Below are 24,539 nucleotides of genomic sequence, written 5' to 3'. Positions count from 1 at the left end.
GCGTTACTCATTTTTTACTCACTTGTTACTCTGCTACGGTTTTGAGTAACACCTAAGTAACGGTAGAATAGGGGTTATAAGCTATGTATCAGGTTCAAGTCCCACCGCCCCCACTATCATCAAACCCTTATCCGCACTGCGATCGCAATGCAACACAGGATAAGGGGTTTCCATATATGGACACAACTTGATAATATGGAGACAACTGGACTCGAAGCACTTCCCCGCATCGTTAACCAAGTTAATCAGCAGATGGGCGTGGGTGCGAGTTTTGTCTGAACCGGGATATTTGACATCGTGGTGCAGCCCCACCAACGCCTGATGGTCGCCCAAACCCAACTCGTCAAGAACCCGATTGCACAGGAGCGACCATTGACTTCGACTCAAGTTATGGTGTTGCATAATAGAAAATGATATTCTCAAATAAATCAAGATGGATTGTCCTTATTGCCAAAGCCATAAAGTAGTCAAAAATGGTCATCGTCAGGGAAAACAGAGTTACCTGTGCCGTGAATGTGGTCGCCAATTTCGAGAAAATCCCTGTCCTGGAGGTTACAGTTCTGATGTCAAAGAGCTTTGTGTGAAAATGTCCCTCAATGGCATGGGATTTCGAGCCATTGAGAGAGTCACTGGTATTTCTCACAACACAATACTTAACTGGGTTAGAGTTGCAGAAACCCACATTGATGAGGAAAACTATGAAATTCCTGAAATAGCTCAAATTGATGAGCCTCAGACTTTTGTGGGTTCAAAAAAAAACCATCTGGGTCTGGACAGTTGTGAATACCAAACTGCCTGGAATTCTGAAGTTTGTCATAGGCGACAGCTCATTGCTGACTTTTACCACATTATGGCAAATGATTCAGGGCTGGGCTGGTTTTCTATATATTACGGACCGATACAAAGTTTATCCTTGCTTAATTGAGGATTGCAATCATCTAGTCAGCAAAACGGCTATGACAAGAGTAGAAGGAGAAAACTGCCGTCTGAGGCACTATTTAGCCAGGCTACATCGCAAAACTTTGTGTGATTCCAAGTCCACTGAGATGTTGTACAAATCAATTCGCTTACTTATCTATTATTTGAAGCATGGACAACTTTCTCGGTTCTCTTAATCATTCCTCACTGTGCAATACCGTCTTCCTTCGCAAACTTTGTGCTTTAGTTGGTGATCGCCATCTCTGTAACAGCCTGGATTGTTTGAAAACCTCGGAGGGACAAGCGGCGCTGTTTTGGTGGGAACAAAATCAACATCAGCTTGAAGCGATCGCCAGTTCCTCAGATCGGGTCAATTTGAAACCAGGAAGCTCAACAGAACGACAAACTAAAGAACGGATCATTAAACATCCCATCAGCGCTCAACAGCAAACCATTCAAACTCCAGACAACAGAGAAATCGCCTTTCCCCAATGGGTTCAACAGGAACAAAACCCCCAAAACGTATTTAATTGGTTGTGGCGTATGATGCCGGAACTAAGACGACAACAGGATTCTGACGCTCTACTCGACCCTCAACACTACATTTTACCCGACTGTCCGATTCATAGCTATCGTGCCACAGTCTCAGCGATCGCCGGAGCGGTAGACTTTGATGAACGGGGGATTGTCACTCAATACCCTTACTTGCTGCTGTTTACCTTTTCCCCGATTCAGGACTTTATCAAAGCTTCCCGCAAATTTCTAGACTTTTGGGCAGGGTCATACTTGCTACACTATCTAAGCGCTCAACTCTGTTGGTTCGTGGCTGAAACCTACGGTGTAGATGCGGTGATTACCCCCTCGCTTTGGGGACAAGAAATCATCGACGCACTCTTACTCAAAACCTATCCAATTTTTAGAGAAAGCTTTCAAGAACTCAGCCCCGATGGAACAGACCCCCTGACTCGTTTTAATGAGCGTTTGAGTACCACCCTAGCAACCGCAGGCTTTCCCAATACGATAACCATCTTAGTTGGAAGCTCCGAAACCGCACAACAACTCGGAGAAACTTTGTGTGAAAAATTGCGGTCTGAATGGAGTGCGATCGCCCAAAATATTAGAGAAGGAATCCCCGATCATCCCATACCCGAACTTAGACAAGGAATTCGCGATCGCACCATCGCATTTCTGCAAAACCCCCAAAATCATAAGCGGATTGAGAAGATCTTAGAAGAATTTTCCCAGTCGGGAGGTCACGACGAACAAAACCGACATGATCTCGAAAACTGGAAGCGGAAAAGCTGCTGGGAATGGCGGGGATTATGGAATGCTCAAATTGACCAAACTTGGCAACCCTACTGGACGGCTGTTCCGTTGGGTGATCCGAATACTTCTCTAATGATTGAGAAAAATGATGACGATCAATTGAGCGAAGACTGGATCAAAAAACAAGAAAAAGTGGCTCAAACTCGCGTGATCAATCCCCCTCCCACAACGGCGGAAAAAATGCTCTACACAACCCTCAATAATGGGACTTGGTGGGGGTCAATTCAATCTCGATGCGGTCAAGCCATTCAAGCCATTAAAAATACTAGAACTTGGGCAATTCCCATTTCTCCGGGTGTTCGTTCTACATTATCGGGACAACTGAGCGCCCTACATCCTCAATTTCGATATTCTGGAAACTTCCGGGAAGGATACGGTTTACCTATTGAATCAATGCGATTATTTTGGCGATTAATAGCAGAAGTTTATCCAGGATTATTTGACGGCTCGGAAATGCTGAACGCTCTAGAATTAACGAAGCGCATGGCTTGGGTTTATGGTGGTGTGGGTGAGTCTTTAGGAATTGATTTTAGCAATTTAGAAAATGAAAAAATAGACTATAGCCAATTAATTCGCTTTCCCAATCTCAGTTCTATTGCTTCAGCCCGATTTGCTTACCAAGATTTGCAACAAGATCAAAATCACGGTAAACTCAGTCAATATTGGCAGAAATTACAAATTAATATCAAACAACAATTTGGGAAAACCAGTCAAGAATATCAGGATTTTCTGGCTCAAACTCGGGGTCGTCCTTTCCACATCCCTAAAACCGATATTTGTATTAATCGCCAAAATTTACCGGGGCGATACTATAACGGCGTGATGTTTTCTAGCAAATGGCTTGCCGAAGATATGGGATTAGAAAAAGAACAGAGACCCGAGTTGCGAAAGATTGTAGACCTAACTCACTCCGAATGTGGCTTTGGCGACAGTAGCCCGGCGGATTGGTGGGTAATCGTCTTGGGGGATGGGGACGGTATGGGACAATATGTTTCCGGTAAAAAACTCCATTCTTACCAACAATATTTAACAGAAACTCACCCCGAAATCTTCATCGATCGCGATCGCTATCCCGACCTAGATGAAAACCAGTATGAGCAGAAAAAACGGCAGTTCATTAAAGCCTTTAGAGATGATAAACATTCCCTGCTGAAAACCCGTAAGCGCATGGGACCCGCCACTCATGTTGGTCTAAACCGCGCCCTGCTAGACTTCTCTAACCGTTTAGTTCCCTTTATTACCGAAAAGCGGTTTTGTGGTCGCGTGGTCTACAGTGGCGGAGATGATGTGATGACGGTACTCCCTTTAGAAGATTTACCCGATTATCTGCTCTCTCTGAGAGCCGCTTGGTGTGGGGGCGACGACCCCTATCAACCCCAAGCGGGCGATCCAGACTTGAAATTTCAATCCCAAGGCGGCTACTGGCGACCCACTTCGGATACAAATGATTTTCAAGGCTTACCAGACCGATCGCTGTTTACGATGGGATTCGGGGCAACGATGAGTCTGGGTATCGTGATCGTCGATAAAAGTGTTCCCCTCCCAGTCGCCCTGGAAGCCCTTTGGGAAGCAGAATCCGACCGGGCTAAAGAATTATCCGGTGGTCTACTGATGTCCATCGATCTGTTGCGGGGACTGACGGAATGGCGATCGCTATCTTTGATGCGATTTGTCCTGTCTGAAATTTTCCGTTTATCGAGTGTTCCCAACAAAAACGGCCTATGTTTTCGAGTTCTCTACAGTTCAGGAAACACCCTAGAAGCTCTGATCAAAGGAGAATTATACGCCGGTTGGCGAGATTGGATCACCACTGAACATCATCAAGCCTTGAGTTCTCTACTCTATCGCCTCGCCGAAGAACTCCCCCGCCATGCGGATTTGACCCCATCTTCTTACTTAATTGCTCAAGCCGCCAGAGCGATCGCCTTACGCCGAGACGACAAAGACTTGGTTCAAGAAAATATCGACAAACTGTTGCTCTGGCTCAGATATTGGGAAGATTGGGCGCGATCAGTCCATGTTCAATGGTTAATCGACCGGGAGAAAAACCCCGATACTCCCAAACCAATTGGAATTGACCTTAAGGACTTAAGTAATATTCTGCGTTTTTCGGCGTTTTGGCTCGATAAAATGCAGCAACGCCAACAATGGCACAGACAGGATCAGGAGGCTTAGATGGATTGGTATAAGATTGACCCCCTAGATGTTCTACTATTTCGGGAAGCCAAGCCCTTCAGTCCAGGGGAAGGCGCACGGGCTAAAGGACAGTTTCCGCCTATGCCCAGTGTAGTCTTTCAGGCTTTGCGAACGGCAACCCCTACCGCCCAACCCCATCCCGAATTTTTGGGGGTATTTTTATTAGATGGAGACAATACCCTTTGGTTGCCAACTCCCAAAGATTTGATCGGGGTGAAGCGGCGAACAAAAGATGATTTGCCCAACGAAAGAACAGAAAGTTGGCGGCGACTCACGCGGTTGGTGCCTTGTGAAACTCTGGAGTCGTGGGAGTCAGTCTGTTATTCCCAAGAGAGTTTACCGCCAATGGTTCCGCCTGAACTCAACGGTGAGGAATATGTTTCGGGTTCACCCAAACCCTGGATGAAAGCTTCTGCTTTATCTGCCTACTTGTGTGGAAATTCGCATTTTGCTGCTGATAATTTTACCGATAACCCCTGGGATATTCAGGTTCTCCCCCATACTCACATCGAAGACGGCACCCGACAGGTTCAGGATGAGGAGGGCTTTTTTACTGAAGTCGCAACACGCCTCAAACCGGGGTGGAGTTTGGTTGCGAGGGTGCAGTTGCTAGGGTTGCCGGATGAACCTTTTGTGGTACGCTTGGGTGGGGAAGGACATCGCGCTATTGTTTCCAAGCTGAAAGCTACTAAAAATGATACTGACGGGTTAGACTGCCTGAATTTACTGTGGAAGCAAGCATTACCGGATGTTCTCGAACCGGGACTGTTTGCCTACCTCCTCACCCCTGGACTTGCAGAAACGGCAGAACAGGTCTATGGTCTTTATCCCCAGGCTTGGCGGGACTGCTTATTGGGGTGTGTGGGCGATCGCCAATTGTGGTGGGGCGGAGTTGCCAAAAAAAATCGCCGCAAGGTTCGCACAAAAAACGGGTTAGAAGAATTAGAAGAAAAATCCTTTGCCTTGCAACCCCAATATGCTTTTGCTCCGCCTGGAACAGTGTATTTATTCAATTCTAAATCTATTCAATTGACCCGTTTACAATCAACTTTCCGTCATTTGCTCCCAATCACTCAAGATAAACCTTGGTGGGAAACCTTTCGCAAACTCAATTATGGAAAATTACTTTGGGGACGACGATGAATAACAGCTATCTTGTTTATTTGTACCTTTTATCACCTTTGCATACTGGAGGAACTTCCCAGGAAGGAAATGTTGTCGGTATTGATCGGGAAACTCATACAGATTTGCCCTATTTGCCTTCTAGTACCATACGCGGAGGGTGGCGAGCCAGTGTCGGGCTGAAAGATTATATTGGTTGGCAGACGTTAAACGAGGAAAAACCGGAAGTTTGTATTACTTGAACCAACCGCAAACCCTGTTTAAAGACCAAGAAACTAGCGGCAAAGTTCATCATTGGCGACAATTTGGCTATTCAGAATTATTGTGGATTTCTTATCAAGATAAAAACTAATGACTTACAATTACGCTTACCTTTATTTACTGTCTCCCTTGCATACGGGCGGCACTACTCAAGAGGGAAACTTACTCGGAATTGCTCGTGAGTCTCATACCAATTTACCCTATCTTCCATCCAGTAGCATTCGGGGTCGGATACGCGCTAGTGAGGGAGACACAACCAAAAGAAATCGACTTTTTGGGACAACTTTGGAAGAATCTTCTACACTCGAACAGGGGGATATTTGGATCGGCGATGGTTCGCTTCTTTGGCTACCCGTCCCATCTCTGAGTCACGGTATTGTTTGGATTAGTTCTCCGATGTTATTGCGGCGTTGGGGACGTTTTCAGGAAAGTTTACCAGAGATTCCCGAAGCTTACAGCACCAATTTAGACACTGATAAACCTATTTATTTAAAAGATGCCATTATCAAACCGAATCATTTGCGGGCTTGGAGTGATTGGGAGCATTTTATGCCCGAACATACACAAACTCAAATGATTGAAAGGGTTTTGATTTTGCCCGACCAACACTGTTCAACTTTGATTCAAATGAGTCTGTGGCGACAGGTTAAAATTAAACTCGATCAACATAAATCTGTTGATGGTGGTTTCCGCTATGAAGAAGCTATTCCTCCCGATACACTGATGTATTTTCCTTGGGGTTTGACGGCAAAAGCTAACGGAACAGCAGAACAGTCTGAATCCGATTTTAAACAGTTAATTGAGAGTCACGAACTCTTGCAAATTGGAGGTCAGGAAAGTTTAGGTCGTGGTTTTGTTCAACAGTGGTTAGATTCATAATCAGGAGTAATAATTATGATAGTTTTCGACCCCCGCACAATTGCAACACCCGTTTATGATGCTTTGTCTGGATTGCGATCGCAATATAATGGAAATGATACTCGTCTCAAAGAACAAAAAAGTCAAGCTGTAGAACTTTATACCTATCTTTCCACTTGGGGTATGATGCGGTTAAAAGCTGAAGAAAAAGCTTTGAGTCAAGATGGAAAAAAGGATGTTGTTCGTCAGTATTTCCAATGCTTGCAAACTCTGTCTGATGTTCAAAATTTAATCGGTGATCAGGGTTTAGAAACCCTAAAAAATCTCGGAACAGAAGAATATCTGGGCTTGACTGGTTTAGGTTTGGCATTATCTCAAGAATTTGCATTCTGGGCTAACGCAATTTATCACGATATTAAAGTAGAGGAATAATCTAATGGTATTTGAACGTCCTAAACCTCCCAATAAAGCAAATTCAAGACCGAATCCGACCCCAAGACCGAATCCTCAACAAAACCGACCCAATAGAGGCGGAAACGCCCCTCGCAGACCTGGAAATGGTGGCGGAAACCGGGGGAGAAATGGTGGCGGTAATGGGGATAATCGCCCTCCGCAGCCCTCTCCCTGGCTAGACTCAGAGAATGAACCCGAACCTGATGATAATGCTAGTTTTGTTGAATATCTGCGGTGGATGCGATCGCCGGATCATCCTCAAAAAGATGGAACCAAAACTCAAATTTTGCATAAGGCTGAAGACTCAGCTAACTACAATAAACGTCTCGGTCTACTTACAGAAAGAACTAAATTAATAGCAGGAAAAGATAATTGTTTTCAGGTTAGGTGTTCCTGGCGAATTCGGGTTGGTGGACATCGAGGGCCAGAAAGTATTTTGTTACCCGCTTTTGATGCTTTGGGAATGCCCTATATTCCATCTTCAACCCTGCGAGGTGTTGCGAGAACTCAAGCCATTCGAGAAATAATGAAGCGGGATAAGATTGAGTGGCAAGAAGCCGAGAAGAAAATAGCACCTTACTTTGGTTCTTTGGAAGCTGAGAAACCCCATCGCAGTGGAAAAGTTATCTTTCTAGATGCTTATCCATTACCCAATCAAATGGGTTTACAGATGGATATGGCAAACAATATTTGGAAATGGGACAACAATAACGAACTCGAATATAATCCCAATCCCAACCCGTTTTTATCTCTGAGAGAACCCACCTTTTTAATCGGGTTAAAGTTGGCAAGCCACTGTGACGACCGGACGATTTTGCAGAAAGTAAAAGGGTGGTTAACAGCAGGGCTACAAGCGGGAATAGGTTCTCAGGTTAATTCGGGTTATGGGGAATTAATTCGGGCGGGTTCTAGTCGTTCCTCCAATGAATTTTTGCGAGTCGAGTTTTCTTTGGAAGGTCAACTCATTCACGGACGACAAAAATTTACTCAGTGGAATTGGAATGAACGCCGAAACGATTGGCAAATGAGAGGGCAAGCCGATGCAGAAGTGCGCCCAATTGCGTTTAAATCAATGTTGCGTTATTGGTTTCGAGCTTTTTCATTAGGTGTTTTGGATGTTGATACCGTTCAAATATGGGAAGCCCAATTATTCGGAGGGATTAATCCTAAAACATTTGGTTGGGTTAGAGTTGATATTCAAGATGGCAAGGTTACTCAACGGGAACCCCGACCAAACTTTAACGGAAAAGATGATGATTGCGGCGAACAAGTCGGAACGTTAATATTATCTTATTCTCCCGAAGCGCCCACAAACCAAAATATACCAATTCACAAACTCTTTGAATCTCTCACTTGGATGATGTTTCATTTAGGAGGAATTGGTCAGGGTGCCAGACGTCCGTGTTATTCCAGGCACAATCGCGATCGCGCTCCCTGGTATCGAGGTTCAACATTTTATATTGATAGTGATGAACAACTTTGGGAACTTCCTGATAATATTCGGGATTTTCAACGAAAATTTCAGCAAAAGCTAGAGCAATTTTATCAGACTTTATCTCAGCTTACCAGAAATCAAATGAATTACCGTCAACCTCGAAATATTGGTCAAGTACGCCGGGAACAGTGGACGGAAGCAGTTGATAGCAATTGTAGAATTATCGTCTGTTCAGGGAAAGAAGATTTTGAAAAACCTTATGCTTTGGCTGTTTTGCATAGCCAAGATTTAAAAGTAGAAGATAGACGCGGAAATATTAACTATGACGGGAATCTCTGCGGTCAAGTTTCGGGTCATGTTAAGCCCTCTCCCGTTTGGATTGCCGATTTAGGAGATTATCAAGTTGTAACGGTTTTTGGAGCAACAGAAAACCCCCGCCGTGAATATTTAAACCGCCTCCGAAGCAATACAAACAGAAATAGCTATTGGCAAATATGGCCTCTCCAAGAATAGTTTAATCTTCTGCAGTATCTACCAAAGATAGAATGAGTATAAATAATTGGGAGAACATCTTATGGTTCAAGTTTTAGCGCCGAAGGATATTACTTTAGAACAGTTGGAAACTCATTTTCAGCTTGAATGTATTGAGGATGATAACTTCTTTTGGGAGTGGAGAATTGATTTACCTGAACTCAATGACTGGGAAGTTCAACTCCTAGAAGAAATTAAAGCAGGTTATTCAAATTTAATCAAACAACCGCCATTACTAGAAAAACCGATTAACTTAACTGTGGTTTCTCCCTTACTATTTATTGGTCGTTTCTATCAATCTCCATTTAACATTAGAGCCGAAAAAAGTGTTGAAATATCCGCAATATCAGAGGATTCTGAATTAATTGTCAAGGGAAATATAGATACTTTAGTCTTAAAAAATCAAGTTTGGGTGATGGTTATTGAATCTAAACAAGCTAAACTCTCAGTCGAAGCCGGACTTGCTCAAATCTTAGCATATATGCTGGCTAATCCCAATTCTCATCAACCCAGTTTTGGATTAATCACAAATGGGGGAAGTTTTCTATTTCTGAAATTAATTCAAACTGAACACCCGCAATACGCAACGTCTGATTTGTTTGGCATCAACAATCGTCAGAATAATTTGTCAGATGTTCTCAAAGTCTTAAAGAAATTGATTCAAATTTCTCTAGTTTCTGACACTTAACTTTTTTATCTTGATATTCTCAATTTTTGTCATTTATGAAAACAACTTTAGTTGAATTTAATCGCCTCGATACCCTTATTATTACCCTGGGAACCCGTCAGGTTGGGTGGAAGTGTGAGGATGGAATGGTTCCCTGTTTGGGTGCTGATGGCGATCGCGGACTGGTTTAATTTTTCGTCAATCCCATGAAATGCTTGTGCAAATTGGTATCGGTGGTTAAACTGTTAATAATAACGGAGGATGGAAAGGATGACGATTCTGATTGCTAATATTGGTACTTCTGACCTGGCTTTGAAGTTCTATCAACCCCTGAAAAAGATTCAACGAGAAACCTCTGTAAGTGATGAAGATTTAGAACAAAATTATTTCCTTCCCGTCGGTTTTGATCGCAATGAACCTAATCTGAAGGAAGCTGAAAGCCAATTGAGTACAGGAGAATTATTGATTTGGCAAAACCGCTATCAATTGCTTAAAGAACAGTATTACCAGACGTGGAAAGTTAACACTTTTCGAGAGTTGACACAGTGCTTACTGGGAAAATATATAGAGACTCCCCAGGAGTTGCACGACTGCATTCGTCCGGGTCGTCTTTGGGGCGTGGTTAAAGAGGCTGTTGAAGCTTCTGTTCGAGATATTTATATTTTTGTGACCGACCAATTTTTAGAGGAGAACGGTGAGAAAAATAAAGGGGCTGATTCCGATACGGTTTATCTTTTTGAGATTTTACAGCTTTGGTTTGACCGTGAATTGAACAATCAAATTAATCTGCATAAAGTGGTAATTCCTAAAATGATTTCTCCGATTGACCAAGATGGTTTATTAGGAGAATATTACAACTTTTTTAAAGGTTTAGATCCGAGTGAGGGGATCTTGATTAGTGTTAAGGGGGGTACGCCCCAAATGCAAACAGCCCTGCGGGTTCAAGCGATTTCTTCTGATATTGCCAATCAAATTTACCTCGAACCTCAACTTTCGATTCAAAAGCTTTTGCAGGGAGAAGCATCGAGTTGTCGTCGGGTATCTTACTGGCGCTATCAACGGGTTCAAAAATATCAAACAGTTAAGAAACTATTGGCGCGTTGGGATTTTGACGGGGCGCGAGAAATTTTAACTAAATGGTTAGAAACGTTAGAAACTTTGGAGCGGTCTGGGATTACAGAAATCTCTGAGAGTCGTCATCGTTTGACGGTGGCGGTAAAAGCTTTAAAAATGTCTATTGCTTATCTGAATTTAGATAGTTACGAGGCTGATAATCAAGCTGATAGCGGATTAGATATATTGGAGGTTTTGTGTAAAAATGAGCAAGGGTTCATTTTGAATAGTGAACAAAATCCCTTTCGATTGTGTAAAAATTATGAACCTGTTCTGAATCTTTATACTCAATGTTGTCTCTTTTGGAAACTGGAGCGAATTGCTGATTTTTTAGGAAGTATGAGTGCTTTTTATGAGGAGATTTTACATCAAGCTTTTGAAAAATTAGACGCAATCTCTTATTTTGATAAGACTAAAAATGAAAATGATTGGTTTTTAAAGTTGGATGAGATTCGAGGAACTCAACTAGGGGAAACTTTTCTGAAGATTGAGAAGAAAACGAACACTTCCTTTCCCAAAATTTATCAAAATCAAAAGCAAAGCAATTATAAACTACAAGGACGCTTGAGCAAACGCAATTTTGTTAAGGCATTAATTCTAATTAAAAAGGGGAGTTCGGAGACTTTGGAGGGGCTGATCGCATCTCTAAAAAGTCTTGACTATTGGGCAGAACAGCGCAATTTCTTGATTCATGGAGCAAAGGGAATCTCTAAACAACGGATGGAAGATGTGCGCTCAGAAGATTTAAAAAATCCCAAGAATCAGAAGATTAAAAATACGGTTCGTGTTTCCTGTTTACCCACAGAGATTATAGCACAAATGAGTCAAATTTATTGCTGTTTCGTTGAGTTGGTTTCACTTTCTGGCTTTCCAAATGTACAAGATTATCTAGAGGTGAATCAGAAAACGCGCGATCCGATTGAACCCTATTATCTTTACTCGGAAATTAAGGAATGGGTTGGGCAAATTTTGGATCACGATCAATAATCTTGTGGGGGTTGAAGAATCGCTGAAACCCTGATTCTTTCGTTGACCCCCCCGGAAAGCTTTCTCTGTCGGAGTTTGAGCGATTATTTATACCCTATTATTGCAAATATGTCTCAATAATTTGGGTGCTTGCTTGACCCCCACAAATTTGAGTGCTAGAGTACAGTCAGGGCAAGGGTTTCAACTCGACACTCTTTAAACTTCTTTGAAAGTTAAACGTATGGAAACTTTTTAGGATGCACTCGATGGCACAGCAGAGGCACTTTAAACTTCTTTGAAAGTTAAACGTATGGAAACTAGTTTTTTCCTTCCTCCCTCTTATCGCGCCTCCCATCACCCTTTAAACTTCTCTGAAAGTTAAACGTATGGAAACAGTAGAGTCCCATCTAACATAGTAAAGGGGCGATCTTTAAACTTCTCTGAAAGTTAAACGTATGGAAACATTAACCTTCTGCCGTCTCCTGGTTGGGGGTAATTTGGGGGGTTACTTTCTTTAAACTTCTTTGAAAGTTCAACCTATGGAACCCCCACCAACCTCCCCCTAAAAGGAGGAAGCCTAATTTTTTTGCTAATTTGAAAGTTCAACCTATAGAGCAAATAACTTTAAAAAAATACCCCCAAATTTGAGGGTATATTGTTAGAACTAAATTCAGTTTCTTTCCATACGTTAGACTTGCTTAGAAGTCAAAGCGTTGCTGTTCTCAAATGGGTGGTAAACCACTTGATATTCAGCTTGAGGAACAAGCTTTTGTAAAATGCGCTGATGATTAACTGCATCATTTTGTGAACGAAAACGACCCACAACCAAACACTGATTATTAGTAACAGATTCTCGTTCTGAGGCGTTTGGCGATCGCACCAAACACCAGGGATGCAATCTCTCAAAAGCTGTCATTGCTCGTTCTCCTTACGCTTTGACCCCACGATAAGCCCAAGAATTTGCACAAAACAGGGCAGGCTACCCTTGACAAAGTTAACTGTTTGTGCAGTTGAACCGCTCCTTGAATTCGGTCGGTAGCTCGTCCCATCGTTCCCAAAGCAAATCCATCAGCGCCAAATGTCGCAGGTCAGTGGGAGTTGGACGACGGTAACGTTTACCCCGTGCAAACCATCGCTTAACATTGACACTCTCACCACTAAAGGCTTTGCGTTGTAGTGGGAGATTCTTGCTTCATCGGGTTTGTCTAGTTCTAGGTCATATAAGTCCTAAAACCCCGTCCAGATTCCCCTCCACAAGCATCTGTTTTACACCCACTGACTGCCCGGCAGCAGGCTACAAAATACTCATTTATATTTATCGTCATCTCATTCACCCTTACGGGTTCGCCAGTCGCTTCAAGTCGGGAAACCCTCCCAACGCGCTGGCTCACAACATTCGACCCCCCTGCTATCAGGTATTTTTTTTTGGTGATACGAGTTATCTGGCGAGAAGAACCAATCCTGGCTCACTAGGCGCATCTGGGCGCATTGCCACCATGATTTTACCACCTTGAGGCTCTCTTTAATGTCTCCTTTTGGTCGGTTTTGTCTTGGTCGTGATTCATCTCTCCGTCAAATCTTTGATTGTGACGGGAGTCGGATCACGACATTAAAGATAGCTGCATCGTCAACAGCAAAGTTAGGTTGAATACCCAGAATAATCACCTGAGTCCGACACTTGGCCGAAAGAGGATAAAAGCGCAATTGATCGCAGTCAGAGTTGATGAGTTTTTTTAACCGTTGCTCCAACTTTTTGAATTGTGGAGGGGTAAGAACAGCCTCAAAAACTGATTTTTGAACCCTGATGCCGTAAGCCTCCAACAGAGACGAGACTTTAGTCCGGCGGCGATCCTCAACGATGTCGTAGCAAATGAGGTAAAAAGTCACGATTTTAACAAGAAAGGACGGTATTCAAGAGTTTCAGTAATAGCGCGAACATATTCCTCGACTTGCCACGCTAACGCACTCCGCAAACTCACTTGACCTGCATAAGCATGAAAAATCTGGGTTGCCATCAAAGATTCCCAGTTTTGAACAAAGGTGGCACGATGGGACTGACTCAACCCTCCGCGATCGCTAAACTTGGGCGCTTTTTCAAAAACCCACGCTTCCACAACCGGGCGAAACGGTTCCATCAAGTCACAGGGTAAAGGCAAATGGTTCTGACAGTGAAGGTGCAGTGTTCCAACTTCCGCACAACAGCCCGACGATAGCAGTAAAACATACAGTTCACGGGACAGCAAAGCATAAGCCAGTTCTAAAGTTGGCTCAAAATCTTTGACAGAAACCAGAACAGAGCGAAGGGCTTTTTGATAACCCTGGAACACTTGAACTTGCCAGGTTTGTAAGGCAAGCCAACTATTCAAACCGGGCAGAACCTCAAGTTGCTGTTCGAGACATTCTCGAATGCCAGAGTATCCTAAGCTTTGTAGAACTTTAGTGGCGTTGTACCACCGTCCCCGTAAAAGTGAATGAATGAAAGCGATGCGGAAGTTGCGATCGCTATTGCGCTCTTGTTGCAAGGCTGTATAGAACGGTGTTTCCTGGGGGGTAATTTGAGCGGTGATATGACCGTTATCGCCGATAAAACTGAGCCGGATGCGGTAACGATAGATCGCCGCGATCGCACTCCGCCCCAGCGTACAGCCTTCAAAAGCGATGATCTGTTGGGTGGTGTCGATGGAGTGGCGAGATTGAATCCGATCATTGTAAACGATCGCAAAGTCTCGCAGATCCGCTTCCAAATAGGATTGCGGTTCGGTGAGGTAAATCGCAGTCATGTTGGCTTTCTCCGAAGTTCCATGACTGTATTGAACCGAAACCGATTTGGCGATCGAACCTGAGATTTAACAAAAATTCAGAAGATTTTTCTGTGTTGGGATAGGCGTTCCGATAGAAGTTGTAAAAAAACAACTCAAGTGCGAACACAAAAATCCGTTTGATTAACTGGATACTGTTGTTGTTCAACTCAAAGAATGTGGTTTTTTTCGATTCTCAACTTCCAATGGGAGATGCTTTGTTGGCTGCATGGTATCAAGTCCGCACTCGCAGCAAAACAGCCGGGATTGATGGGATCTCTGTCGAATTATTTGCTCATTTTCTAGACGAAGAACTCAAACGACTCGCCCACCAGCTTCAGCAAGATATCTATCATCCTTTACCCGCTTTGGGGTTTTATCGGGCGAAAAAAAGTGGTGGTCATCGGCTTATTGGAATTCCAACTGTACGCGATCGCATTGTCCAACGCTTGCTGTTGCGATCGCTTTATCCAGCCTTAGAAGAAACGTTTCAAGACTGCTCTTTTGCTTACCGTCCAGGAGTCGGAGTGAAACACGCGATCGAACGGGTTGCCGAGGTGTATTCCTCCCAAACATGGACAGTCAAAGCGGATATTTCACAGTTTTTTGATAGCCTTTGTCGAACATTGCTGCTGTCTCAGTTGGAGGAACTGTCAGTCGATCAAACGGTGGTGCGTTATATCAAAGGGCAGTTGGAGGCGGGTATTGTTGTCGGGGGAATGCCTATCCTGTCAGGTCGTGGGGTTTTACAAGGTGGCATTTTGTCGGGCGCTTTGGCGAATTTGTATTTGAGTGAATTTGACCGACGCTGTTTAAATGCGGGTGCCTCTCTTACCCGTTATGGAGATGATTTTGTCATGGTCGCGAGAAGCCTATTAGAAGCAACACGCTTTTTGAATTTAATCGAAGATTGGCTATCAGATATTTATCTAACCCTGCAACCAGAGAAAACTCACATTTTTGCCCCGGGTGAGGAGTTTGTCTTTCTTGGTTATGGCTTTCAAGCTGGAGAAATTATTACCCCAGAGTACAAGCAACCCCGACGAAATCACAACAAGAAAGCGGTTTCTGTAGCGTCTCGTCCTCCCATTGGTTGCTCGATTGTTACCCCAACCCGCAAGTCTTTATCAACTCGAAATTTTCTGGATTCTTGGAGGGAAGGTATGACAACACTTTATGTCACGGATCAGGGTGCTTATGTCAAGGTGAAACATCAGCAATTTCAGGTCTTGCTCGGCAATGATCTGAAAGTGTCTATTCCCGTCAATGTCGTAGACTATATTATCCTCTTTGGCTGTTGTAATTTGTCGCACGGTGCGATTGGTTTGGCTTTGCGTCGTCGCATTCCCATTTTGTTCTTGTCTTATCAGGGTCGTTACTTTGGTCGCTTGCAAACCGATGGGATGACACGGGTAGACTACCTCAGCCGACAAGTCCATTGTGCTGAAGATGAAACCTTTGTGCTGCGTCAGGCTAAAGTGATTGTTGCCGGAAAACTGCACAACTGTCGGATTTTACTGCGTCGTCTCAACCGCGATCGCCAAATTTCTCAAGTGATTGAGGCGATTGAAGAATTGGGAGTCTGGCAAGAGAAAATTGCTGAGGTGGAGTTGCTCGAATCTCTATTGGGTTACGAAGGCTTCGGAACTCGCATCTATTTTCAGGCTTTGGGGGCATTGGTACAACCTCCGTTCACCTTTGAACACCGTACTCGTCGCCCTCCAACTGATCCAGTGAATAGTTTGTTGAGTCTGGGTTATACTTTACTCCATCAAAATATTCACTCGTTAATTCTGGCGGTGGGTTTACATCCCCATTACGGCAATCTTCATGTTCCTCGTAGCAACCATCCGGCGTTGGTGTCAGATTTGATTGAGGAGTTTCGCGCCCCGGTGGTGGATTCGCTCGTTATCTATCTGGTAAATTCGGGAATTTTTACCCCGGAAGATTTTACCCCAAGTGACGAACGAGGTGGGGTTTATCTTTATTCCGATGCTCTCAAAAAATATCTGAAGCATTGGCAGGATAAGCTTTCCTTGAAAACGACTCATCCTCATACGGGTTACAAGGTTAGCTACTATCGGTGTTTGGAGTTGCAGGTTTGGGAGTATATTTCTTGCTTGATAGGAGAGCGGGAAGTTTATCGGCCTATGAAACTGGAAAAGTGGTAAACTAGAGTTTCCGGAGGGGTTCGACAACTGCTCAAACCTGCATTGTTTCGTTAACCCCCCCCGGAAAGCCTTCTCTCTCTGAGTTTGAGGGATTCTGGAGAGTATTTTATTGCAAATATGTCTCAATTATTTTGGTGCTTGCTTGACCCCCCCGGAAATGGAATGTTACACTCCAGTAATAGCAAGGGTTTCAACTCGGCACTCTTTAAACTTCTTTGAAAGTTAAACGTATGGAAACGATCAATTGATGTAGGATCCTGATCGGAGTTAACCCTTTAAACTTCTTTGAAAGTTAAACGTATGGAAACTTGGAGGTAACGGCCCAGGCTCAGGGTCTGGCCTTCTTTAAACTTCTTTGAAAGTTAAACGTATGGAAACGACAACTAACAACATTAGATTCCATGCTATATGGTTCAACTTTAAACTTCTTTGAAAGTTAAACGTATGGAAACAAGAAGGTCCCAACAGATGTGTGGGATTACCATTTTGCTTTAAACTTCTTTGAAAGTTAAACGTATGGAAACAGAAGAGGTATTTGGTTGGCATCCAAGCGAAGCTCTTTAAACTTCTTTGAAAGTTAAACGTATGGAATGCTTTTCTTCTATTATCCCCTGGTTGAGGATAAGCTTTAAACTTCTTTGAAAGTTAAACGTATGGAAACTTTTTACATTCTTGTGTGTTACCCAATTGTTCCAGTCTTTAAACTTCTTTGAAAGTTAAACGTATGGAAACAGACCTTGGTGTGCCAGCGCCAGGTGTGCCATGTCCACTTTAAACTTCTTTGAAAGTTAAACGTATGGAAACAGTTTGGACGGTACTGGTACTATATAGACCTCTAACGGCTTTAAACTTCTTTGAAAGTTAAACGTATGGAAACGTTTCCGATTCTTGCCGGCAGATGTCCTCAACCCCCTTTAAACTTCTTTGAAAGTTAAACGTATGGAAACGAGTTTGGACGGTACTATATAGACCTCTAACGGAAGCAGAGTTCCGTCTTTAAACTTCTTTGAAAGTTAAACGTATGGAAACTTAAATTAGCTGCCCCCCTAGCCCCCCAACTTTGGGGAGAAATATATTTTCAACTTCTTTGAAAGTTCAACCTATGGAACCCCCACCAACCTCCCCCTAAAAGGATGAGGCCTAATTTTTTTGCTGATTTGAAAATTCAACCTATAGAGCAAATAACTAAAAAAAATACCCCCCAAGTAGAGGGTATATTATTAAAATAAATTCAGTTTCTTTCCATACTTGATACCGGCTTAGAAGTCAAAGTGCTGCTATTTTAAAATGGGTTGTAAACCACTTAATATTCAGCTTGAGGAACCAGCTTTTGTAAAAAGTCATGTTTTTCAATTTGAGCTTTTACCGATTGAAAAGTTAATAATGTTCTTCCTTTCTCGCCTTTTTATGACTAACAATATAGACTCCCCAGGGCAGACGAACTCCTGTTAGAGTCGTGAACTTGAACTGAGCGTGTTCCGGGTTAGCAATATCCAAATCTGCCCAACTCAAATTGGTATTTTGTAAGTTCGTCTGTGCTAAATTTGTACCACTGAGATTCGCCCAACTCAAATCCGCATCCCTGAGATTAGCATAACTTAAATTCGCCCGTTCTAAATCAGCTTGACTCAAGTTCGCACCCAGCAAATCTGCCTTGTAGAAATTGCATCCCAAAGCGCTGGCTCCGTGCAAATCTGCCTGAGACAGCCGCCCCCCCGCAAAGTTCGCATTTTCAAGACAGGTTAAACTTAAATTGGCGCAACTCAAGTTAGCATTCGCACAATTCGCTCCCGTCAAATTAGCTTTAAAAAGGTTAACTCCCTCTAAGTTAGCTTTGTAAAGTACAGCACAATGCAAGTCTATTTCACACAAACTCATCCCCTGCAAGTTAATTTGGGTCAAGTTGGTATAACTGAAATCTCGCCGCCCTTCCGCATATTCTGCTTTAAACTTTTGAGTGGAAATGGCTTCACCGTTATTTACGAATTTTGGCGATTGAGTCATGGTTTTATCCTCCTTTTTGAGTCTGTTTAGAATTGATTTTTACTGAAATTGTCTGATTATTTACGAGTCTTTGTGAAAGGGCTTAGGCATTTGAAACCGAGTTCCCCCGGCGATTTTATGCTGCAAAGCCTGTTGAACAAAGTTCCCTAACAAATCCCCTAAACCTGGTGCATTTTCCAAGTATTTGTGGAGTCTTCGGAGATTTGGGCTGTTGAGATGATGGTCTGGAAATTCCAGTCGTCCGATTTGGAGTTGTTGAGCGATGTACTGGCGGATATAATTAAGATCATTTATCCATTTGCGAAGGGTTTCTGCTTGACTATCTTCTGTGCGGCGTATCCATTTCAGCCAAAACGATGAAGGTTCATAGACATAGTATTGAGTAATATCGATTAGGTATTCTACTCCTTGTAGAAATTGCTGGGTTTTTTCCCGAATCTGCCCTCTTAATTCTTGTTGTTTGTCTGGGGTTAAACTCTCATGATTCATCCCATCATTCAACTGATTGAGCGTTAACTGAATGATTTGAGCGGATTGGCGAATATCAGCTTGTGCTGCTTTTAAATTCTCGACTAAACCCTCACAATGTTGGGGCATTAATAACTGTCCATCTGGTGTATTTTCGACCTCGTAGACTTGATTGAGGTATTGAACTAATTCTGGGTAATCAATTCTTCCGGTTTTTTTCATTTCATCTATCCATAAGCTGAGTAGCCGCATTTTATAGGAGGAATTTTGAGGATTTTCGGCCAGAACTGAAACGGAATGTAAGGGGGATACTTTATTGGTGTTGAACTGCGAGGAACCGTTGGAGGAAATGGAGTCTTGTCTGTTCATGGTTAAATCTCCAGCTATTTTTTGAAGTGAGGTGAATTGAGGGACAGAGGTTAGGGAAAAACGCCTTGAATGCCAGGGGTTTAATCGTTGAATTCTGCTTCTGAGTTCATCAGTTCTCGTAGTTCTTGGCGTCGGCTTTCTAGCCAGATGTTTCGTTGCAGTTCAACCGTTTCACTAAAGGATTGGCGAGTATCTTTGCGAAGACTGAGGGCGATAGTCATCCCGCAAGCGGGCCCACTGGTGATGATGGAGACTAACAGGGAGAACAGGTGAAAGCCTAAGCTAGACCAATCTCCCTGAATTAATTTGCTGCGAAAGTTGATGATAGCCAGCCGAGTGGCTTCGATACCGGAGCGGAGTTCACCGTCGGGGGTAAAATGTTCCTGGTAGACTTGGGGCTTGTGTTGTTGGAGGAATGCCAAGTCGTTCCCCATCTTCACCCGGAGAGCGAGGCTTTCTTCCAGTTCCTGTTTGGCGGTTTCATAGTTTTGGTGAGCTTGTTGACCGAGTCGAGAAGCTTTCGGACAGAGGGGTAATTCTTCCAGGGGTACTGTTGCCCAGTTGGTGTTCTGTTGTTCCCAGGTTCCGTGCAGTTGCACGAATAGGGATTGTCTGCGGGGGTGGTCTTTAAGCATTTGGTTGAGTTCTTTGTCCCCTTGTTCGCATCGGGTTAAAGCGTCTTTGTATTGAGGGCTGTCTAGTTGTTTGAGGCTTTCTACCTGGTTGATTTTCTGGTTGATTGTTTCTGCGGATAATTCTTGGGCTTTGAGTTGAGTTAAACCGGATGGGTTGAGTAAGAGTTCGGTTCCCACTGCGGCGATTAGTGATAGAATTGTATTAATGGATATCATGCCTGCGATCGCCCAATTTGACCAAGAACGACCATAGGGTTTTCGAGCAGAAACGGCGGTAGCTGCACCGTTCGTGTATTTGAGAAGCAAACCATTGACCAGTAGCGTGACCGGAACTCCTAGAACACCTAAGTCTCTGAAAGCATAGTACAGCAGTGGAAAGCTAGTTGCCCCATTAATCCCACCGCTAATGGTCACTAAACAAGCCGTGCGTTCGCTATCTTTTTCTAAGTTATTGGAGACAATAGCCCGACCCCGAAAGTCTTTGGGGTTAGCAATGACTAATCCCTGGAGTGGCTTAATCAGCTTTCGGAGTTTTTTAGGCTTCTTCTGGCTTGGGCTAGGGTTTTTCGCCTTCTCTACTAACTCAGCATACTTGCCGCTTTCCTGAATGTACAGGATCAAGTCTTCTACTGTTGGTTTTTTGGGGCTGGAAGTCTGCCGATTTGCTTTCGGAAGGTCAGAATTGCGGTAGTTCATTGGTTTTTCCTGTTGGCTTTTGCAGCCCCGGGCTGAGTTCGGTTTGAACTCAAGTCCGGGCTAAAAAGAAAGTGCCAAAACTTACAGGTTTAACCAGTTATTCGGTTGTCCTTATGAACTTATCTTCACTTTAACACAATTTGGGGCTTTGTCAACAGGTCTATTCTATTTTTTTCTCAAGGTTATATACAAAGCAGGGGGGCGTAACCCTGTTCCCATGACAAAGGGGTGTCCACATCAGGAGCCGTATGAGGTGAAAGTCTCAAGTACGGTTTTGAATGGGAGTTGGGGAGGGTGACTTCCCTTTCGACCCCTACCCCTTGGAGGGAGTAGGATATGACTGAAAGCCAATGCCTAACTGTAATGGTTAGGATATGCCCACTAGTCACGGTATGGACATAGATACTGCGGCGATTAAGAGTATTATGACGAGAGCGAGTTTAAAGACTACGTGGTTGTATACAGCTCCAAAAGTCGAAGTACGAAAGCAGGGGGTAGTAACTCTGTTCCTACGAAAAAGGGTGTCCATATCAGGAGCCGTGTGCTGGGAAACTCGCAAGCACGGTTTTGAAGTGGAGTTCGGGAAGGTGACTTCCTGTTCGACCATAACTCAAATTACTATTCAGGGGTCGTCTCATCTGAGACCTTCAATAAGTTAGACCATATAATCTGGCAAATGTTACGGGCATGGACAGTCTCAAGATGCGGAAAGGCAAATCGTAAAGAACTGAGTAACTATTGTAGACCGGAAACGGTTAAACTCAGCGATGGTAGAGAAAGGCATGAAACTTGGTTATTCTGTACCAAGGATGGACATAGACTATGGAAGCATAGCTACACTCCGATTGTCAGACATACCCTGATACGCCCTGAAGCAACACTTTATGACGGAAACTGGACTTACTGGGCAACCAGAAAAAGTCAAGCAATTGATATGCCAAACAGGGTAGCAAAACTACTCAAAAAGCAAAAATGCCTATGCGCCTGGTGTGGGCAATACTTTACCCCATCAGATTTAGTTGAAGTAGACCACATTGTACCTCGAAGCCACGGCGGAAAGGATGAATACAAGAATCTTCAACTATTGCACCGCCACACCCGCGATGATAAGACGGCACTTGACAACGTCAACGCTGCATTCTTAACAATGGAGCAGTCTGCGCGTGCGTCACATCAGGAAGTTTTTCGTGTCTATGCCAATTATCTGGATGTGGAAGCACCACTAGAGCCGTATGAGGTGAAAGTCTCAAGTACGGTTTTGAATGGGAGGGGGAGATGGTAACATCTCTCTCGATCCCTACTTGTTTGTCTAACAATTTTAACTCTGATCAGCCCTAGTCCGGGTTAATGGAACTTAACCTAGTATGATGATCTATTTTTCTCGATAAAATGCTGTTAGAGGTGATTATTTAAAATGATGAAAGTTAATCGGATGGAATCAAGCCATGCTGGTGGGCATATCAGTAAAATGGCTATCTTTCTGGCCATTTTGGCGGGAACAATGGCTTTAACTAACCCCAGTCGCCAAGACTATCTCGAATATGCCTCGGTGAAGTTATCCCAAGAAGCGAAAAACAACCTATGTAATGAGGCGGAAGTTCCGGCTATTCTCCGAGGTTTTTCTAATATTATTGTAGACACCTGCAATACTTTGGTAACTTCTCAACGTGGTACAATTAGGGCTTTTATTGACAATTCTACTCACCGAAAAAATGCGATGATTTTTAGCATTTATACCTCGGAATTGTTGAATAATCGCTATAGAACTCTGGCTCTGTTTGGTAATTTTATCACATTTTCAGCGGAAAAACTGCCGGAAAATTCCGTAGAATAATCGGAAGCAGCCCAATTGTATTCTGAGCGAAAAAGCGCCCTCCCATAAGGCCGGGTGCTAGGTCAGCCCCCGGAAACAGGACAAGACTGCTGGACCCTCAGCCAATGTTGGTTGAGGGTAGAATGGGTTTGCGATCGCTTTCGGTGGTATGGACAGTTACAAAAAAAGATACAATGTTGAGATGGCGATTGTGGTTTGTTGAGTGGACAAAAGCCAACATTGACAATTAGCCAGCCGTTGGCGCGATCAAGATACAAAGGCAACCCAGAAATTATGACTGTCAGAGTTCGTTTGGCTCCTAGCCCTACAGGTAATCTACACATTGGTACAGCCAGAACCGCTGTATTTAACTGGCTTTTCGCCCGAAATCAGGGCGGTGAGTTTATACTACGCATTGAAGATACAGATCAAGAGCGATCGCGTCCTGAATTTACCCAAAATATTTTAGATGGACTAACCTGGTTGGGTCTAAATTGGGATAAAGGGCCGTTTTTTCAGTCGGAGCGCCTGGACTTGTACCGGGAAGCTATCTGTAAACTCCTAGATGCGGGTTTGGCTTACCGTTGCTATTGTACTCCGGAAGAACTTGAGGAAATGCGATCGGCTCAAAAAGCTAAAAATCAAGCTCCTCGCTATGATAACCGCCACCGCGACCTAACCGCAGCACAAAGGGCGGCTTTGGAAGCTGAAGGCCGCAGTGCCGTGATTCGCTTTAAAATAGACGACAACCGAGAAATTAGATGGAATGATTTGGTCAGGGGTTCGGTAGTCTGGAAAGGCTCCGACTTGGGGGGAGATATGGTCATTGCTAGGGCTTCGAGTAGCAATGCGATCGGTCAGCCTCTCTATAATTTGGCGGTGGTGGTCGATGATATTGATATGCAGATCACCCATGTAATTCGCGGTGAAGACCATATCGCTAATACTGCCAAACAGATACTACTCTACGAAGCCTTGGGGGGAACGGTTCCAGAATTCGCCCACACTCCTTTGATTTTGAATCCTGATGGCCGTAAACTATCTAAGCGGGACGGGGTGACTTCTATCTCAGATTTCCAAAATTTGGGTTACACAGCCCCCGCTTTGGCTAATTATATGACACTATTGGGTTGGACTCCCACTGATTCTACTCAGGAAATCTTTACCCTAGAACAGGCGGCGAAAAACTTTGGTTTTGATAGGGTCAATAAGGCGGGGGCAAAATTTGACTGGGATAAGCTCGATTGGTTGAATGGTCAGTATATCCATAATCTGCCAGTGTCGGAATTAACAGATATGTTGATTCCCTATTGGAAAGAGGCGGGTTATGACTTCGACCCACAGAGCGATCGCCTTTGGTTGGAACAGTTAACAACCCTCATTGGTCCTAGTCTTACCCGTCTCAAAGATGCAGTAGATATGGCCGCGATGTTCTTTCCCTCCAGTGTCAGTTTAGATGAAGAAGCCCAGCAGCAGTTGCAACAAGAGGGAGCCCAAACCGTCTTGGCAGCTATCAAGGATAAACTCGAATCTGAGCCTACACTGACAGCAGATACCGTCAAGGATATGATCAAAGCTGTTACCAAAGAGACGAAACTTAAAAAAGGGCTGATCATGCGATCGCTCAGAGCAGCTCTCACTGGGGCTGTTCATGGCCCGGATTTAGTTGAGTCCTGGCTGCTTCTTCATCAGCGAGGAACTGATCTAACTCGCTTGCAAAACATATTAGATCGTTAATT

At 43.7% G+C, this 24,539-nt stretch carries 19 protein-coding genes, 2 pseudogenes and 2 CRISPR repeat arrays; of the genes and pseudogenes, 14 read left to right on the top strand and 7 right to left on the bottom strand.

Going from position 1 to position 24,539, the window contains the following annotated elements; all coding sequences use genetic code 11:
- Nucleotides 1-81: 81 nt before the first annotated feature.
- Nucleotides 82-423 carry a relaxase/mobilization nuclease domain-containing protein gene (locus tag XZ46_RS08365; RefSeq protein ID WP_423789578.1) on the bottom strand — a complete coding sequence of 114 codons (342 nt, stop codon included), beginning with the start codon at nt 421-423 and terminating at the stop codon, nt 82-84.
- A 10-nt stretch (nt 424-433) separates the two neighbouring features.
- On the opposite strand from XZ46_RS08365, the pseudogene XZ46_RS08360 reads away from it, so the two are divergent.
- The 10 genes and pseudogenes from XZ46_RS08360 to XZ46_RS08320 all read left to right on the top strand — a co-directional run.
- Nucleotides 434-1,007, top strand: a pseudogene (locus XZ46_RS08360) (IS1 family transposase); the annotation flags it as partial.
- A gap of 82 nt (nt 1,008-1,089) precedes the next feature.
- Nucleotides 1,090-4,419: a type III-B CRISPR-associated protein Cas10/Cmr2 gene (locus XZ46_RS08355; RefSeq protein ID WP_008049614.1), complete on the top strand. Its 3,330-nt coding sequence runs from the start codon at nt 1,090-1,092 to the stop codon at nt 4,417-4,419.
- A complete protein-coding gene (locus tag XZ46_RS08350) occupies nt 4,420-5,583 on the top strand; it encodes a type III-B CRISPR module-associated Cmr3 family protein (RefSeq protein WP_008049613.1) in 1,164 nt (387 codons plus the stop codon). It abuts the gene before it with no gap.
- Nucleotides 5,580-5,804, top strand: coding sequence for an RAMP superfamily CRISPR-associated protein (locus tag XZ46_RS08345; RefSeq protein WP_006617690.1), 225 nt, complete (start codon nt 5,580-5,582; stop codon nt 5,802-5,804). The genes XZ46_RS08350 and XZ46_RS08345 overlap by 4 nt, the downstream gene beginning before the upstream one ends.
- A 109-nt stretch (nt 5,805-5,913) precedes the next feature.
- Nucleotides 5,914-6,702 carry a type III-B CRISPR module RAMP protein Cmr4 gene (gene cmr4, locus XZ46_RS08340; RefSeq protein ID WP_008049612.1) on the top strand — a complete coding sequence of 263 codons (789 nt, stop codon included), beginning with the start codon at nt 5,914-5,916 and terminating at the stop codon, nt 6,700-6,702.
- Nucleotides 6,703-6,717: 15 nt separating this feature from the next.
- Complete coding sequence (locus XZ46_RS08335; RefSeq protein WP_008049610.1) at nt 6,718-7,113, top strand: hypothetical protein; 396 nt, start codon at nt 6,718-6,720, stop codon at nt 7,111-7,113.
- A 4-nt stretch (nt 7,114-7,117) separates the two neighbouring features.
- On the top strand, nt 7,118-9,082 hold the full coding sequence (locus XZ46_RS08330; protein WP_008049602.1) for an RAMP superfamily CRISPR-associated protein: 1,965 nt from the start codon (nt 7,118-7,120) through the stop codon (nt 9,080-9,082).
- 61 nt (nt 9,083-9,143) lie between these two features.
- The gene (locus XZ46_RS08325) at nt 9,144-9,788 is read left to right on the top strand and encodes a hypothetical protein (protein ID WP_006620492.1); all 645 of its coding nucleotides are present in this window, start codon (nt 9,144-9,146) and stop codon (nt 9,786-9,788) included.
- A gap of 35 nt (nt 9,789-9,823) precedes the next feature.
- Complete coding sequence (locus XZ46_RS37490; RefSeq protein ID WP_006620493.1) at nt 9,824-9,958, top strand: hypothetical protein; 135 nt, start codon at nt 9,824-9,826, stop codon at nt 9,956-9,958.
- 79 nt (nt 9,959-10,037) lie between these two features.
- Nucleotides 10,038-11,867 (top strand): hypothetical protein, encoded by a 1,830-nt coding sequence (locus XZ46_RS08320; protein ID WP_228116513.1) that lies wholly within the window; start codon nt 10,038-10,040, stop codon nt 11,865-11,867.
- A gap of 193 nt (nt 11,868-12,060) precedes the next feature.
- Nucleotides 12,061-12,394: a CRISPR direct-repeat array (repeat unit 36 nt; unit sequence CTTTAAACTTCTTTGAAAGTTAAACGTATGGAAACT).
- Nucleotides 12,395-12,534: 140 nt separating this feature from the next.
- Here the strand turns inward: XZ46_RS08320 and XZ46_RS08315 are convergent.
- The 3 genes from XZ46_RS08315 to XZ46_RS08305 all read right to left on the bottom strand — a co-directional run bounded on the left by XZ46_RS08315 (nt 12,535) and on the right by XZ46_RS08305 (nt 14,626).
- Entirely contained in the window at nt 12,535-12,762 is a 228-nt protein-coding gene (locus XZ46_RS08315; RefSeq protein WP_006669917.1) for a hypothetical protein, read from the bottom strand.
- A 656-nt stretch (nt 12,763-13,418) separates the two neighbouring features.
- Nucleotides 13,419-13,733: a CRISPR-associated endonuclease Cas2 gene (gene cas2 / locus XZ46_RS08310; RefSeq protein WP_008049587.1), complete on the bottom strand. Its 315-nt coding sequence runs from the start codon at nt 13,731-13,733 to the stop codon at nt 13,419-13,421.
- Nucleotides 13,730-14,626 (bottom strand): CRISPR-associated endonuclease Cas1, encoded by an 897-nt coding sequence (locus XZ46_RS08305; RefSeq protein WP_008049586.1) that lies wholly within the window; start codon nt 14,624-14,626, stop codon nt 13,730-13,732. The genes cas2 and XZ46_RS08305 overlap by 4 nt, the downstream gene beginning before the upstream one ends.
- Nucleotides 14,627-14,823: 197 nt before the next feature.
- On the opposite strand from XZ46_RS08305, the gene cas1 reads away from it, so the two are divergent.
- A complete protein-coding gene (gene cas1 / locus XZ46_RS08300; protein ID WP_228116512.1) occupies nt 14,824-16,815 on the top strand; it encodes a CRISPR-associated endonuclease Cas1 in 1,992 nt (663 codons plus the stop codon).
- Between the two features lie 203 nt (nt 16,816-17,018).
- A CRISPR array of direct repeats spans nt 17,019-17,925; the repeat unit is 35 nt; unit sequence CTTTAAACTTCTTTGAAAGTTAAACGTATGGAAAC.
- A 267-nt stretch (nt 17,926-18,192) separates the two neighbouring features.
- Here the strand turns inward: cas1 and XZ46_RS08295 are convergent.
- The 3 genes from XZ46_RS08295 to XZ46_RS08285 form a co-directional block, all read right to left on the bottom strand.
- The gene (locus XZ46_RS08295; RefSeq protein ID WP_006620499.1) at nt 18,193-18,819 is read right to left on the bottom strand and encodes a pentapeptide repeat-containing protein; all 627 of its coding nucleotides are present in this window, start codon (nt 18,817-18,819) and stop codon (nt 18,193-18,195) included.
- Between the two features lie 60 nt (nt 18,820-18,879).
- The gene (locus XZ46_RS08290) at nt 18,880-19,656 is read right to left on the bottom strand and encodes a hypothetical protein (protein WP_008049583.1); all 777 of its coding nucleotides are present in this window, start codon (nt 19,654-19,656) and stop codon (nt 18,880-18,882) included.
- A gap of 80 nt (nt 19,657-19,736) precedes the next feature.
- Nucleotides 19,737-20,987, bottom strand: coding sequence for a hypothetical protein (locus tag XZ46_RS08285; protein ID WP_008049582.1), 1,251 nt, complete (start codon nt 20,985-20,987; stop codon nt 19,737-19,739).
- Between the two features lie 610 nt (nt 20,988-21,597).
- On the opposite strand from XZ46_RS08285, the pseudogene XZ46_RS08275 reads away from it, so the two are divergent.
- The 3 genes and pseudogenes from XZ46_RS08275 to gltX all read left to right on the top strand — a co-directional run.
- A pseudogene (locus XZ46_RS08275) lies at nt 21,598-22,146 on the top strand (HNH endonuclease); the annotation flags it as partial.
- A gap of 255 nt (nt 22,147-22,401) precedes the next feature.
- Complete coding sequence (locus tag XZ46_RS08270; RefSeq protein WP_006620503.1) at nt 22,402-22,821, top strand: DUF4359 domain-containing protein; 420 nt, start codon at nt 22,402-22,404, stop codon at nt 22,819-22,821.
- A 273-nt stretch (nt 22,822-23,094) separates the two neighbouring features.
- Nucleotides 23,095-24,537, top strand: a complete 1,443-nt coding sequence (gltX, locus tag XZ46_RS08265; protein WP_008049579.1) for a glutamate--tRNA ligase — start codon at nt 23,095-23,097, stop codon at nt 24,535-24,537.
- Nucleotides 24,538-24,539 lie beyond the last annotated feature (2 nt).

Origin of the sequence: Limnospira indica PCC 8005 (assembly GCF_000973065.1) — a bacterium.
In the GTDB taxonomy this organism is placed as follows: Bacteria; Cyanobacteriota; Cyanobacteriia; order Cyanobacteriales; family Microcoleaceae; genus Limnospira; species Limnospira fusiformis.
This window is presented reverse-complemented; position numbering and strand designations above follow the sequence as displayed.